This window comes from Mesorhizobium sp. M0296 (assembly GCF_040321675.1).
GTDB lineage: Bacteria > Pseudomonadota > Alphaproteobacteria > Rhizobiales > Rhizobiaceae > Mesorhizobium.
Map to the genome: position 1 here is coordinate 115,600 of NZ_JAMYRZ010000012.1, position 13,474 is coordinate 129,073.

The window sequence follows — 13,474 nt, forward strand, 5'->3', positions numbered from 1 at the left end:
CCAGCCCGGGGTAACATATGCCGATCTTCATCGATCGCCGACTGAACCCGAAGGACAAAAGCCTCGGCAACCGGCAGCGTTTCCTGCGGCGGGCGCGCGAAGAGTTGAAGCGCACCATCCGCGATCAGATCCGCACCGGCAAGATCGCCGACGTGGACGCCGAGCATGCCGTTTCGATGCCGGCGCGAGGCACCGGCGAGCCGAGCTTCAAGGATGCCCGGAACAGCGGCAGCCGCCAGCACGTCCTGCCCGGCAACAAGCATTTTGCCCCAGGCGACCGGCTGCCTAAACCCGGCCAGGGCGGCGGCATGGGATCCGCCCCGGGGAGAACCGAATCGGAGGACGATTTCCGTTTCGTGCTGTCGCGCGAGGAGGTGCTCGACCTCTTTTTTGAAGACCTCGAACTGCCTGATATGGTCAAGCTCAACCTCAAGGAGATCCTCGCCTTCAAGCCGCGCCGGGCCGGCTTCGCCGCGACCGGCTCGCCGACCAACATCAATGTCGGACGCACGATGCGCAACAGCCATGGCCGCCGCATAGCGCTCAGGCGCCCCAAGCAGGAGGCGGTCGACGCTGTCGCGCAGGAGATCGCGACGCTGGAGGCGAAGCCGCAAAACGCCGAGATGCGGCAGCGCATCGTGGCGCTGCAGGAAGAGCTTGAGCGGCTGGAGCGCCGCCGCAAGCGGATCGCCTTTGTCGATCCGGTCGATATCCGCTTCAACCGCTTCGACGCCCAGCCGGTGCCGAACGCCAATGCGGTGATGTTCTGCCTGATGGACGTGTCCGGTTCGATGGGCGAACGCGAGAAAGATCTGGCCAAGCGCTTTTTCGTGCTGCTGCACCTGTTCCTGAAACGGCGCTATGACCGCACCGAGGTGGTCTTCATTCGCCACACGCACGAGGCGCAGGAGGTGGACGAGGAAACCTTCTTCTACAACACTCAGAGCGGCGGCACGGTGGTTTCCACGGCGCTCGAGGAGATGCACCGCATCGTCGAGCAACGCTATCCCAGCCGCGAATGGAACATCTATGTCGCCCAGGCCTCGGACGGCGACAATTTCGTCACCGATTCGGAGCGCTGCATCACCCTTCTCGACGAACAGATCATGCGGCTTTGCCAGTATTTCGCCTATGTCGAGATCCTCGACGAGCGTGAGAGCCACATCTTCGGCGCCACCGACAACGGCACGTCGCTGTGGCGTGCCTACAGTGCGGTCAAGCTGAGATGGTCGAACTTCCAGATGAGCCGCATCGCCACGGCGGCCGACATCTACCCGGTTTTCCGCCAGCTCTTCGCCAGACAGCCGGGTTATCAAAAGAGCGCTGAAAGAGGGGGCTGATGGCGAGCAAATCCGGGTTGCTGTTTTCCGGTTCCGACTGGGATTTCAGGACGCTGTCGCGTGCCTACGAGACCATCGAGGCGATCGCCACGGAAGAGCTCCACCTCGACGTCTATCCGGTGCAGATGGAGATCATCTCCTCAGAACAGATGCTCGACGCCTATTCCTCTGTCGGCATGCCGCTGATGTACCGGCACTGGTCGTTCGGCAAGCACTACCTCTACCAGGAATTGCTCTATCGCAAAGGCGGACGGGGGCTGGCCTATGAACTCGTCATCAATTCCAATCCCTGCATCGTCTATCTGATGGAGGAAAACACCATGGCTCTGCAGGCCCTGGTGACGGCGCACGCGGCACTCGGCCATAACCATTTCTTCAAGAACAATTATCTGTTCCAGCAGTGGACGGATGCCAGCGCCATCCTCAGCTATCTCGACTTCGCCAAGGGCTACATTGCCCGCTGCGAGGAGCGGCATGGCGTCGATGCGGTGGAAGAGATCCTCGATGCCGCACATGCGCTGATGGAACAGGGCGTGTTCAGATATCACCGGCCGCCGAAACTGTCGTCGGAAAAGCAGCGCGAGGGCGTTCGCGAGCGCCTAGAATACGAGGAGCGTTCCTACAATGACCTATGGCGCACGCTGCCGCCTTCGAAGGACGGCACCAAGCCCCGTGAGACGGATACAATGGCGGAGCGCAAGAAATCGCTCAAGCTGCCCGAGGAAAACCTGCTTTATTTCCTGGAGAAGAACAGCCTGATCCTGGAACCCTGGCAGCGTGAGGTCATCCGGATTGTCCGCGTCATCGCGCAGTATTTCTATCCGCAGCGCCAAACGCAGGTGATGAACGAGGGCTGCGCCACCTTCGTGCATTACACGCTGATGAACCTTTTGTTCGACCGCGGCCTGATCGGCGAAGGCGCCATGCTGGAAGTGCTGCGCAACCATTCGAACGTGATCTTCCAGCCGGGCTTCGACGATCCGCGCTTTTCCGGCATCAACCCTTACGTGCTGGGCCTCGACATGATGCAGGATATCCAGCGCATCTCGACCGCGCCGACCGCCGAGGACCGCGACTGGTTTCCCGATATCGCCGGCAATGGCGACTGGCGCCAGACCCTGCTGGACGCCTGGGCCAACCATCGCGACGAGTCCTTCATCCGCCAGTATCTGAGCCCTACCCTGATCCGGAAATGGCGGTTCTTTGTGCTTGCCGATGCGGCCAACGATCCGCACTACGAAGTCGCCTCGATACACAATGAGCGCGGCTACGAGAGCATCCGCGCCGCACTCGCCCACAGCTACGACATCGGCGCCAGCCGGCCGGACATCCAGGTGGTGGACGTGGACCTGCTCGGCGATCGGCATCTGCGCCTGCAGCATAAGGTCAAGGACGGCATAGTGCTGGAAGGCGGCAGCCGCGACGCCACGCTGCGCCATATCCGCAAGCTCTGGGGCTACGAGGTCAGCATGGCCGCGGTCGACGCGCAGACCGGCGCCACAGTCCACGAACGGTCGACCAGCCAGATCGGGGAATGACCGAACCGGACTTGCCGGCGAAGTCGGGTGTCGTTGCCTTTTCCGGATCACCAACGACCCTATCTACGCGCGCACCTTGACATGGTCGGGAGCAGGAGCATGCGCGCATTGATGATCGCCACCCTTCTTCTGGTCGCCGTCTCGATGGCGCTCTCGCTCGCGCACGCACTGGAATTGCCCGGCAAGTTGCGCCTCAAGGAGGCCACCTACAAATCAGTGCAGGCGATCTATTATCCCGGCTTCACGATCGGCGGCTTCGCCGAAATCGGCGGCATCATTGCCCTCGCCATCCTGCTCTACCTGACGCCTTATCCAAGCGCTCGATTCTGGTGGACCCTGGCGGCGCTTGCCTTCCTGCTGGCGGAACATGCGACCTATTGGTTGATCACGCATCCCGTCAATAATTTCTGGGTGCAAGACGTTGCCATGCCGCAATCAGCCGCGACGTTTTTTTCAATGTTCTCTCGAAAGCAGACCGGCGACTGGAGAGACTTGCGCAACGTCTGGGAGGCTTCGCATGTCGCCAGGGCAGGCCTGGCGATGCTGAGCCTCGTCTCAATTGCTATCGCGGCGACATTTTTTGCCGAATAGCGCCGAGGAGATCAAGACGGCGCCCTCGTCCGCCAATTTGCGGCTACGAACGCTGCATCCGTCAGATCAGAGAACGGACCCGGCGGCCGTATTGTCTTAACGTCAAGCGATCCTGCCATTTCAGCGGTCGGCGCGATGCTTGTTGTGGGCGCTTTCCTGGTGCTCGCCGCGGATGATGTTGCGGTCGTCGGGATCGGCAATGTCCTTCGGGTCCGATCTGAGCTCGGCACCGCGCCGGAACGCCTCGCGCTCTTGCCTGGTCTTTTTCAAATCCGCTTCCGCGTCGAAATCCTTGCCGGCGTTTTTCGTGTTCTCGCGCTCTTCGATAATGCGCAATTGCTGCTCATGAGTCTTTTTTCCGGCCATCGGTGACCTCCTTCTTTTGATTTTCCGCTTTGCCAGGGTCCAAATTCGCTACAGCCCGAAAGGATAGGTCTCGGGAAGGCCTGTCCCAACATGTTCCGGCCCAAGCGGCGTCACGGCACTGGTTTCATCGAACCAGACGAAAGCATCGAACTGGCGGGCGAGCGAGGCGTCCGCATAATGGCTGTGGAGCTCGGTTTCGGGCCGGTAGATGACGCCGATAAAGCGTTCCAGCCGGCGCTCCAGAAGCCGTTCGCGCAGCGTGTCGTCGCGCTCGAAATCGAGCAGGAAAGGCGAGACGCCGCTGTCGTGGCAAAGCCGCTCATAGCTGTCGTTGTGGGAAGGCCGAACCGGTTTCACTTCCATGTCGCCGTCCCAGTCGGTGGCGGCGGCCACCGTCCCGGAATGCGTACTGAGCCCGATCAAGGCAACCTCGTCGCCAAAACGCTGGCGGCAGAGCTGGCCGATGTTCAGTTCGTCCCTGACGATCCCCATCTCGGTGTAGCGGGCATCGCCGATATGGGAATTATGTGCCCACACCACCGCCTTGGCGTTCGGGCCGCGGGCCTGCAGCAGGTGCTCCAGCGTTTCGAACATATGGGTGTCGCGCAGGTTCCAGGATTGCGCGCCGCCATAATACATAGTGCGGTAATAACGCTCGGCGGAGGCGACCAGGCGGGCATTCTGGCTCGCGTCGAGGAAATCGATGCCGTCCTGCTGCGCGTAGTCGAGCTCTCTGGAAAGCAGTTCCCGGCATTGCTCGAGCACGGCCTTCTCGCATTTCTGGTAACCGGAGGTGAGTGCGACACGGCCATAGGTGGCCGGGTCGTTCTGCCACGGCGTCAGGCAGCCATAGCGTTCGCGCGCGATCCTTGCGGCCTGTGGGTCGACCCGATCGAGATATTGCAGGACCGCCGCTATCGATCCACCCATATTGTAGATGTCGAGGCCATAGAACCCGGCCCGCCGGGAGGATAGCCTGATCCGCTCATTATGCTGTCGCATCCAGTCGACGAACACGGCGACATCGGTGTTGCGCCACATCCAGGTGGGAAAGCGCTGGAACGGCGGATCGGCGCCGGGCCGCGGCGGCCGATGGCGGACGTAGCGGTCGATCGCCGCGGCATCGGGCCAGTCGGCCTCGACCGCGACGATGGTGAAGCCATGCTTCTCGATCAGCGTGCGAGTGATCGCCGCGCGCGCACGATAGAACTCCGATGTGCCGTGGCTGGCTTCGCCGAGCAAGACGACGCGGCGGTCGGCAAACCGGTCGAACAGCGCACCGAAGGCCGGATCGTCGAAATCCGGAAGCGGTTCGGCGGCGGCCGCTATCATCTGCGGCAAGCTGCTCCTGCGCTGATGCCGGTGCGGAAGATCGGCCGCTATTTGGCTGTCGCTGCCTGGCTCGCCCCAGCCTTGCTCGCCGATCAGCGGAACAAACCGCACGCCGCCGAAATCCTCCTCGGTGTAGGTTGCGGCGCCGGTGCGGGTGACCTTGAGCAGGCGCTGCGAGTCGAATTCATCGCCGACCGGGATGACAAGCCGGCCAGCGACGTCGAGCTGTTCCTGCAGGGCGAGCGGCGCGCCGGGGCCGGCGGCCGCAACCAGGATCGCATCGAAGGGTGCCGCCTCGGGCCAGCCCTTGGTGCCGTCGCCGGTGCGGACTTCGATATTGTCGTAGCCAAGCTTTTTGAACCGCTGCCTTGCCGTTTCAGCCAACGCGGCGTGGCGCTCGATCGTGTAGACGCGTTCGACGATCCGGCTCATTACGGCAGCCGCATAGCCCGAGCCGGTGCCGACCTCTAGGACGTGGTCGCCGGCTCCGATCTCCGCCATTTCGATCATGAATGCAACGATATAGGGCTGCGATATCGTCTGACCTTCGGCGATCGGCAGCGGCCCGTCCTCATAGGCGAATTCTTCGAAACCAGGCTCGACGAAAGCCTCGCGCGGGACCTCGCGCATCGCCTGAAGGACATTGCGGTCGCGAATGCCACGGCGGCTCAAGTGGATGTCGACCATTTGGTTGCGGGCATGGGAGAGATCGAGCATCTTTTTGCTCCTCCTATGGGCCTCCGCTACAATCGCCCAAGCTGCTCAACGCCACCTCGGCCGGCTCGTATCTCAGGGCCTCGGCAGTCCCTTTGGATTCAAGCAATGCGGTGCATCTCCCTAACCGTTAGCAAGCCCCGAGGTTCCCCAAAAGACCGACCCGCTTTTGTGTGGCGAGGCGGGTTGCAGGATCGGCAAGCGGGCGCTGGCCACGCCGCCCAAACTTATTTCGAGGCAAATCCTTTCTCCGACGCGACGCCACCCCAGATAACGACGGACGAGGGTATTCCGGAGGCATTTCCATGAACGACGAGGCTCGCACCACTGCGCAAACAACCGGCCTTGACCAGGTCGATCTGATGGACCGCTACTGGCGCGCCGCGAACTACATTTCGGTTGGCCAGATCTATCTGCTCGACAATCCGCTCTTGCGTGAGCCCTTGCGGCCCGAGCACATCAAGCCACGGCTGCTCGGCCATTGGGGCACGACGCCCGGCCTCAATTTCATCTATGTGCATTTAAACCGGATTATCCGTGAACGTGGTCTCGATGTCCTGTTCATCTGCGGGCCGGGTCACGGCGGCCCGGCAATGGTCGCGAACACCTGGCTCGAGGGCACCTACAGCGAAATCTATCCCGAGGTCGGCGGGGACGAAGACGGCCTGCGCAAGCTGTTCCGGCAGTTCTCGTTTCCCGGCGGAGTGCCGAGCCACGCGGCTCCGGAGACGCCCGGCTCGATCCACGAAGGCGGAGAGCTCGGCTATGCGCTGGTCCATGCCTTCGGCGCCGCCTTCGACAATCCGAACCTTGTGGTTGCCTGCGTCGTCGGCGACGGCGAAGCCGAGACCGGCCCGCTCGCCGCGGCCTGGCATTCCAACAAGTTCCTGAACCCGGCATCCGACGGTGCCGTCCTGCCGATCCTGCATCTCAACGGCTACAAGATCGCCAACCCGACGATCCTCGGCCGCATGGAAGACGAGGCGTTGCGCAGCCTGTTCCTCGGCTATGGCTACGAGACCTTCTTTGTCGAAGGTCATGAACCTGCCACGATGCACCGCGAGATGGCCCGCACGCTCGATACCGTGCTCGACCGGATCCACTCCATCCAGGAGCCTGCAAGAGCCGCGGGCTGGAAGGGAGAGCGGCCGCTGTGGCCGATGATCGTGCTGCGCAGCCCAAAGGGCTGGACTGGGCCGAAAGAGGTCGACGGCAAGAAGGTGGAGGATTTCTGGCGTTCGCATCAAGTGCCGGTGTCGAATGCACGCGGCGATGCGGCGCACCGCCAGATCCTGGAAGACTGGATGCGCAGTTACGAGCCGGAAAAACTGTTCGATAAAGGCGGCCATCTCCTGCCGGAGCTCGCGGCGCTGGCGCCCACAGGGTCAAGACGCATGGGTGCAATACCCTACGCCAATGGCGGCCTGCTGAAACAAGACCTGGTGCTCCCCGACTGGAAAGGCCTGGCGCTCGACGTACAGCGTCCGGGCGGTGCTGTCGGAGAGGCGACGCGGACCGTCGGAAGCTATCTTCGCGATGTGATCCGCTTGAACGCCGATGCCAGGAATTTCCGACTGATGGGGCCGGACGAGACGTCCTCCAACCGCCTCGACGATGTGTTCGAGGTCACGGATCGGATCTGGATGGAGCGGATCGAGCCTTACGACGTCCATCTTTCCCGCGACGGCCGCGTCATGGAAGTGCTCAGCGAGCACCTTTGCCAAGGCTGGCTGGAGGGCTATCTGCTGACCGGCCGCCACGGCCTGTTCTCGTGCTACGAGGCGTTCGTCCACATCGTCGATTCCATGGTCAACCAGCACGCCAAATGGCTGAAGACCTCCGGCGAACTTGCCTGGCGCAAGCCGATCGCCTCGCTCAACTACCTGCTGACCTCGCATGTCTGGCGACAGGATCACAACGGCTTCAGCCATCAGGACCCGGGCTTTGCCGATTTCGTCGCCAACAAGAAAGCCGACACGGTAAGGCTCTATTTCCCGCCCGACGCCAACACGCTGCTGTGGATCACCGACCATTGCCTGAAAACCTACAACCGCATCAACGTCATCGTCGCCGGCAAGCAGCCGGCGCCGCAATGGCTGTCCGCCGAAGGCGCGGAAGCACACTGCCAGGCCGGCGCCGGCATCTGGGAATGGGCCGGGACGGTTGCCAAGGACGAAGATCCGGATGTGGTCCTGGCCTGCGCCGGCGACGTGCCGACGCTGGAGACGCTGGCTGCAGCCGATATCCTGCGCTCGGGCATTCCGGACCTGAATATCCGCGTCGTCAATGTCGTCGACCTGATGATTTTGCAGTCGAATTCCGAGCATCCGCATGGCTTTGCCGACGACAGGTTCGACGCGCTGTTCACCAGGGCCAAGCCGGTCATCTTCGCCTATCACGGCTATCCCTATCTCATTCACCGTCTGACCTACCGGCGCGCCAACCACGACAACATGCATGTGCACGGCTTTCGCGAGGAAGGCACGACGACGACGCCGTTCGATATGGTGGTGCTCAACCAGCTCGACCGCTATCATCTGGCGCTCGCCGCGATCGCGCGTGTGCCGGGGCTGGCCGAGCGGGCGAAGGATCTTGCCGCGGCGTTGCACGGGAAATTGGCTGAGCACACGGCCTATGTCCGCGAACATGGCGAGGACATGCCCGAGATCCAGAAATGGTCCTGGCCGCAGGACGGCGCGACGAGGGCCGGCGATTGATGCGACGATCGATCCTCGCGCTGAATGCCGGCTCTTCCAGCATCAAGTTCGGGCTTTACGATCTTGAAGCGTCCGCCGAGCTGGATCTTGCCTCGCGCGGTTCGCTGGATTTGGGCGATGCGCCAAGGCTGACCGCAAAAGCCGCCGATGGGGCGGTGCAGTGCGATCGGCCACTTGCAGCAGACGCATCGCCCGATTTAGGCATCGGCCAGATGCTGCAATGGATCGAGAACGAACTTGGCGGAAGGAAATTGATCGCCGCCGGCCATCGCATCGTCCATGGCGGACGCGAGTTCGTCGAACCTGTCCGCCTGACGCCGACAATTGTCGAGGCTCTCGACAGGCTGACCCCGCTTGCGCCACTGCACCAGCCGCGCAGCCTCGCGCCGATCCGGGCGCTTGCCGCGTTGCGGCCCGACCTGCCGCAGGTCGGATGCTTCGACACCGCCTTCCATCGGACCATCGAGCCTCTGGTCAGCCGTTTCGCGCTGCCGCGCCGCTATGAGGCAGACGGCATCCACCGCTACGGCTTTCACGGGCTTTCCTACGAATATGTCGCCGGCCGGCTCAAGCAGATATCGCCCGATCTGGCGGCGAAAAGAACCATCGTCGCCCATCTCGGCAATGGGGCGAGCCTGTGCGCCATGCGCGCCGGGCGCAGCGTCGATACGACGATGGGCTTTTCGGCGCTTGACGGCCTGGTCATGGGCACGCGCTGCGGCGCCATCGATCCGGGCGTGCTTTTGTACCTGCTGCTGGAAAGAGGCGTTTCGGGAGAGGCACTGCAGCACATGCTCTATGAGGAATCCGGGCTGCTCGGCGTGTCCGGTATTTCCGGCGACATGCGCTCGCTGGAAGCCAGCGACGACGGCCGGGCCCGCGAAGCGGTGGAGCTTTTCGCCTTCCGCGCCGCCAGGGAAGTTGCCGCCCTCGCCAACACGCTGGGCGGGCTGGAATGCCTGGTGTTCACCGCCGGCATCGGCGAGCACTCGGCCACGGCCCGTAAAGCGATTTGCGACAGGCTTGACTGGCTCGGCGTGGCGATCGACGAGGCCACCAACAGCTCTCATGCCGCGCTGATGAGCCAGGCGGAGAGCAAGGTGGAAGTCCGCGTCGTGGCGACCGACGAAGAAGGTGTCATCGCCCGCCACACGCGCAAGGTGATGGAGGGGCCCGGCTGAGGCGGATGGCCTCGAATGGCGGCGCTTGCTCGACCGGCTACGTCGCGAGGGCGGCCGATCTGTTGAACACGATGGTCACCCGCGTTCCTTTGCCGGGGGCAGAATCCACCTCGAACCGGGCTTTGGCATTTTTCGGTCAGCGATTGAGCGATCAGTGCTCCGAGCTTGCCGGGTTTCGGCCAGGTCTCGCCTTCGCTCGGTTTTTTCGGCTCGGCGGACATTCCAAGCTTTCGATGTTTCGGGTGGGACCATGATCAATATCAGGTCGCTCGCCAACTGCGAAGGCCGCTCATTGCCACCACGCGGCCAGGCATGGCGGAGAGCCGAGATCGTGGTTGAGAAGCGGCTGAAGGCTCAGCTCGACTGGCTCTGCTCGACCAGATGGTATTTGTACCGGTCGCGAATATGCTCGTTGAAGAACCGGCCCTTTGACGAGGCTTTGCGGAATGCCGCGTGGACCTGCGGCGGCACGTCCTCGTAATCATAGCGGTTTCCGCTCGGGACGAACCATACGGAGAGGATCCTCGTCGCCGGTTGGTAATCGATGCTTCTGATCGCAGTTGAAGGCATCCTCGACAGGTCCAATCCACCCCGTCGTGTGAATAACCCTGCACGGAGAGCGAGGTTCCTTCCTGCCGAAGTAGCCTTGCCGCTACGGGCCGGCTTTACCAAATACGGTTGATGCCATCGCCCAAGACATCGGCTGCAGCCCGCCAGGGCGATCTCTTTGCCGCCGCCGACGATCTGCCGGAAGGATTCCGCTACCGGCCCGAACTGATCACGCCGGACGAAGAAGCAGCGTTGGCGAGCCAGCTCGCAAGCCTGCCTTTTCAGGCCTTCGACTTTCACGGCCATCTGGCAAACCGGCGGGTGGTCGGTTTTGGGCTGCGTTATGATTACGACCGGCGCGAAGTCGTCGAGGCACCGCCGATACCCGGCTTTCTGCTGCCGCTCAGGGAAAAGGTTGCAGCCTTCGCCCGCCTGCCCGCCGAGACCTTCGTGCAGGTGCTGATCAACGAGTACCGGCCGGGCGCCGGTATTGGCTGGCACCGCGACAAGCCTCATTTCGAGGCCGTCGCCGGTGTTTCCCTGCTGGCCGCCTGCAGCTTTCGCCTGCGGCGGAAAAACGGCACGCGATGGGACCGCAAGACGGTCACCGTCGAGCCAAGATCGGCCTATCTGATGACGGGCGCCGCGCGCAGCGAATGGGAGCACAGCATTCCGCCGGGGGCGGAGCATCGCTACTCGATCACGTTGCGCACGCTGCGGCCGCAACGCGCTTAAAGCAGAGCGGTGAGGAAGCCCGAGCACTGCCCTAAGAACTGGGCTGAAACAAATTCATCCGTCGCCATGCCGGCCGGCAAAGTCCGCCAGCATGGCGCGCTGGCCTTTCAGGATCTTGAGGTTGGCTTCAGGCAGGGAGAACCAGCCCGCTTTGTCGACTTCGGCAAATTCCTTCATCGAGCCGGACCTTGGCGGCCATTCCATGACAAAGGTGTTGCTGCTGATGGCGTCGCTGTCGAAATCCGCCTCGACGCACCATGCGATGACGAGCTTGCCGCCCGGCTGCCTGTAGCTGCCAAGGTGTTCGAAAACGCCATCGATGGCGACGCCTAGCTCCTCTTCGGCCTCGCGTTTTGCCGCCGCCAGCTCGTCCTCGTTCTCGTCGACCAAGCCCTTCGGGATCGACCATGCGCCGTCGTCCTTCGTCGCCCAGAATGGGCCGCCCGGATGCACCAGCAAGATCTGGAGATGTCCTTCCCTTCGGCGAAAGATGAGCAATCCTGCGCTGCGTTGGGCCATTCCGCTATTTCCCCTGACGAAAATGAAACGAACGTCCGGGCCGGCATATGGAACAGCCTGCCATGGCGGAACGATTTCCGCGCGCAGCCGTTCCGTCCGTTCGACAAATGAGTGATCGACATGGCGACGCCGCGAGCTGCCTGGAAGGGCTTTATGAAAGTCGGATCGGTTTCCTGTGGCGTCAAGATCATCGGTGCCGTCAGCGAGGCCGAGAAAGTGCATTTCAGGATCCTGAACCGCAAGGACGGTCTCCCGGTCAAGAGCGCCTATCTAGACGAGGAGACCGGCGACACGGTCGAGGCGGCCGAGCAGGTAAAAGGCTATGAGGTCGAAAAGGGTGAGTTCATCCATATAGAGCCGGACGAAATCAAGAAACTGAAGATGGTATCGCAGCATACGCTCGAAATCGGCGAGTTCGTGCCTGCCGCCGAAATCGACGCACGCTACCTCGAAAAACCCTACTATCTCGTTCCGGCCGACGCGCCCTCCACGGAGGCTTTCGCGGTGATCCGGGACGCCATGGCCAGGAAAAAGGTAGCAGCCCGCTCCTGCGTCGTGCTCTACCAGCGAGGCCGAGAGGTGCTGATCCAACCGCTGGGCAAGGGCATGGTAATGACGGAATTACGCAACCACAATGAAGTGGTCGCGGCGGACGCGGTGTTCGAAGGGCTGAAGGCTCGCAAGGTAGATCCCGAGATGCTGGAAATCGCGCAATTGCTGATCGACAGGAAGCCCGCCAAATTCGACCCGTCGAAGTTCGACGATACTTATGAAAAGGCGCTGGTTGCAATGATCGAGGCCAAGCGCAAGGGCAAGAAACCGCCCAAGCCGGCACCTGAGCCCAAGACGAACGTCATCAATCTCGCCGATGTTCTGCGCAAAAGCCTGGCGCAGGAAGGCGGCAAGGCTCCCAGCAAAAAGCCGAGAACGGCCCCGAAACGCAAATCAGCCTGAATGTCCGAAAGCGGATCGAACGGAACCGAAAACGCTCGCGCGCATTTAGATGACGTAGCAATCCGTCGGCAAGCCAAGCGGAGCGGGGGACTGGTGGACGTCGTTGAACTAAGGACTGGCGGGATCCCGCAAGTTTCCTCCGCCGATCTGATGCAGGCGTTGCCTGTGGCCGTCTACACTACCGACAAACAAGGCTACATCACCTTCTTCAACGAAGCCGCTGCCGATCTCTGGGGATATCGTCCGGTTATCGGCCAGGATCGCTGGTGCGGGTCATGGAAGCTTCGCCACCTCGACGGGCGACCGATGACGCATGACGAGTGTCCAATGGCCGTTGCCTTGCTCGAGGAGCGGGACGTTCGTGGGGGCCGAGCCATCGCCGAGCGGCCGGACGGCCAACTCATCCCGTTCAGTGCGCATCCGGTCCTGCTTCGCAATGAAGCCGGCGAGGTTGTCGGCGCCATCAACACCCTGCTCGACCTGCGCGTGCAGACGCTGGCCGACGACGCCGGCATAAGGCTCGCCGCCATCGTCGAATCCTCGATGGACGCCATCGTGTCCAAAGACCTGAACGGCATTATCACCAGCTGGAACGACGCGGCACAACGCCTGTTCGGCTATACGCCCGCCGAGGCGATCGGGCGCCCGGTGACGATCCTCATCCCGCCCGACCACCTGGATGAGGAAGCCATGATCATCAGCCGCATTCGCGCCGGCGAACGGATTCCTTCATACGAGACTATTCGGCAGCGCAAGGACGGCACCTTGGTTCCGGTTTCGCTCACCATCTCGCCGATACGCGACGGCATCGGGCGTATCATCGGCGCCTCCAAGATCGCGCGCGACATCAGCCCCCACAAGGAAAGCGAACGGCGCATCCGCACACTCATCGCGAAGTCAACCATCGCGTTAAAAACCAGTATTCGGTGATCGTCTCG

Annotated in this window: 12 protein-coding genes and 1 pseudogene; 8 read left to right on the forward strand and 5 right to left on the reverse strand. The window is 62.4% G+C overall.

The features are described 5' to 3' along the window. The first annotated feature begins 17 nt into the window (after positions 1-17). From NKI97_RS14375 to NKI97_RS14385, 3 genes are all read left to right on the forward strand, one after another. On the forward strand, positions 18-1,340 hold the full coding sequence (locus tag NKI97_RS14375; RefSeq protein WP_352449546.1) for a YeaH/YhbH family protein: 1,323 nt from the start codon (positions 18-20) through the stop codon (positions 1,338-1,340). Beyond that, positions 1,340-2,878, forward strand: a complete 1,539-nt coding sequence (locus tag NKI97_RS14380; protein WP_352834782.1) for a SpoVR family protein — start codon at positions 1,340-1,342, stop codon at positions 2,876-2,878. Before NKI97_RS14375 ends, NKI97_RS14380 begins: the two co-directional genes overlap by 1 nt. Positions 2,879-2,977: 99 nt before the next feature. Continuing rightward, a complete protein-coding gene (locus NKI97_RS14385; RefSeq protein WP_352449548.1) occupies positions 2,978-3,469 on the forward strand; it encodes a DUF1772 domain-containing protein in 492 nt (163 codons plus the stop codon). Between the two features lie 120 nt (positions 3,470-3,589). On the opposite strand, the gene NKI97_RS14390 is transcribed toward NKI97_RS14385, so the two are convergent. Continuing rightward, positions 3,590-3,835 (reverse strand): hypothetical protein, encoded by a 246-nt coding sequence (locus tag NKI97_RS14390; RefSeq protein ID WP_023720508.1) that lies wholly within the window; start codon positions 3,833-3,835, stop codon positions 3,590-3,592. A gap of 48 nt (positions 3,836-3,883) precedes the next feature. Further along, positions 3,884-5,884, reverse strand: a complete 2,001-nt coding sequence (locus tag NKI97_RS14395) for a protein-L-isoaspartate(D-aspartate) O-methyltransferase (protein ID WP_352449549.1) — start codon at positions 5,882-5,884, stop codon at positions 3,884-3,886. Positions 5,885-6,186: 302 nt separating this feature from the next. Here NKI97_RS14395 and NKI97_RS14400 point away from each other — a divergent pair, with 302 nt between their 5' ends. Together NKI97_RS14400 and NKI97_RS14405 are read left to right on the forward strand one after the other, a co-directional pair. Then, positions 6,187-8,598: a phosphoketolase family protein gene (locus tag NKI97_RS14400; RefSeq protein WP_352449550.1), complete on the forward strand. Its 2,412-nt coding sequence runs from the start codon at positions 6,187-6,189 to the stop codon at positions 8,596-8,598. Next, a complete protein-coding gene (locus NKI97_RS14405) occupies positions 8,598-9,779 on the forward strand; it encodes an acetate/propionate family kinase (protein WP_352834785.1) in 1,182 nt (393 codons plus the stop codon). Before NKI97_RS14400 ends, NKI97_RS14405 begins: the two co-directional genes overlap by 1 nt. Before the next feature lie 37 nt (positions 9,780-9,816). Here the strand turns inward: NKI97_RS14405 and NKI97_RS14410 are convergent. After that, positions 9,817-9,973 (reverse strand): annotated as a pseudogene (locus NKI97_RS14410) (histidine kinase); the annotation flags it as partial. A 160-nt stretch (positions 9,974-10,133) separates the two neighbouring features. Next, complete coding sequence (locus NKI97_RS14415) at positions 10,134-10,349, reverse strand: KTSC domain-containing protein (RefSeq protein WP_352449552.1); 216 nt, start codon at positions 10,347-10,349, stop codon at positions 10,134-10,136. Between the two features lie 111 nt (positions 10,350-10,460). Between NKI97_RS14415 and NKI97_RS14420 the strand changes: the two genes are divergently transcribed. Beyond that, complete coding sequence (locus NKI97_RS14420; protein ID WP_352449553.1) at positions 10,461-11,063, forward strand: alpha-ketoglutarate-dependent dioxygenase AlkB; 603 nt, start codon at positions 10,461-10,463, stop codon at positions 11,061-11,063. Positions 11,064-11,117: 54 nt separating this feature from the next. Here the strand turns inward: NKI97_RS14420 and NKI97_RS14425 are convergent, their stop codons facing one another. After that, on the reverse strand, positions 11,118-11,582 hold the full coding sequence (locus tag NKI97_RS14425; RefSeq protein ID WP_352449554.1) for an NUDIX hydrolase: 465 nt from the start codon (positions 11,580-11,582) through the stop codon (positions 11,118-11,120). A gap of 120 nt (positions 11,583-11,702) precedes the next feature. On the opposite strand from NKI97_RS14425, the gene ku reads away from it, so the two are divergent. Then, positions 11,703-12,536: a non-homologous end joining protein Ku gene (gene ku / locus NKI97_RS14430; protein WP_352449555.1), complete on the forward strand. Its 834-nt coding sequence runs from the start codon at positions 11,703-11,705 to the stop codon at positions 12,534-12,536. A gap of 93 nt (positions 12,537-12,629) precedes the next feature. Continuing rightward, complete coding sequence (locus NKI97_RS14435) at positions 12,630-13,466, forward strand: PAS domain-containing protein (RefSeq protein ID WP_352834788.1); 837 nt, start codon at positions 12,630-12,632, stop codon at positions 13,464-13,466. Positions 13,467-13,474 lie beyond the last annotated feature (8 nt).

Excerpts from the sequence above, each read along its gene's own strand:
- NKI97_RS14415 (WP_352449552.1), bottom strand. The coding sequence starts at position 10,349 with ATGCCTTCAACTGCGATCAGAAGCATCGATTACCAACCGGCGACGAGG.
- NKI97_RS14390 (WP_023720508.1), bottom strand. The coding sequence starts at position 3,835 with ATGGCCGGAAAAAAGACTCATGAGCAGCAATTGCGCATTATCGAAGAG.
- NKI97_RS14400 (WP_352449550.1), top strand. The coding sequence starts at position 6,187 with ATGAACGACGAGGCTCGCACCACTGCGCAAACAACCGGCCTTGACCAG.
- NKI97_RS14395 (WP_352449549.1), bottom strand. The coding sequence starts at position 5,884 with ATGCTCGATCTCTCCCATGCCCGCAACCAAATGGTCGACATCCACTTG.
- NKI97_RS14375 (WP_352449546.1), top strand. The coding sequence starts at position 18 with ATGCCGATCTTCATCGATCGCCGACTGAACCCGAAGGACAAAAGCCTC.
- NKI97_RS14385 (WP_352449548.1), top strand. The coding sequence starts at position 2,978 with ATGCGCGCATTGATGATCGCCACCCTTCTTCTGGTCGCCGTCTCGATG.
- NKI97_RS14380 (WP_352834782.1), top strand. The coding sequence starts at position 1,340 with ATGGCGAGCAAATCCGGGTTGCTGTTTTCCGGTTCCGACTGGGATTTC.
- NKI97_RS14425 (WP_352449554.1), bottom strand. The coding sequence starts at position 11,582 with ATGGCCCAACGCAGCGCAGGATTGCTCATCTTTCGCCGAAGGGAAGGA.
- ku (WP_352449555.1), top strand. The coding sequence starts at position 11,703 with ATGGCGACGCCGCGAGCTGCCTGGAAGGGCTTTATGAAAGTCGGATCG.
- NKI97_RS14420 (WP_352449553.1), top strand. The coding sequence starts at position 10,461 with ATGCCATCGCCCAAGACATCGGCTGCAGCCCGCCAGGGCGATCTCTTT.
- NKI97_RS14405 (WP_352834785.1), top strand. The coding sequence starts at position 8,598 with ATGCGACGATCGATCCTCGCGCTGAATGCCGGCTCTTCCAGCATCAAG.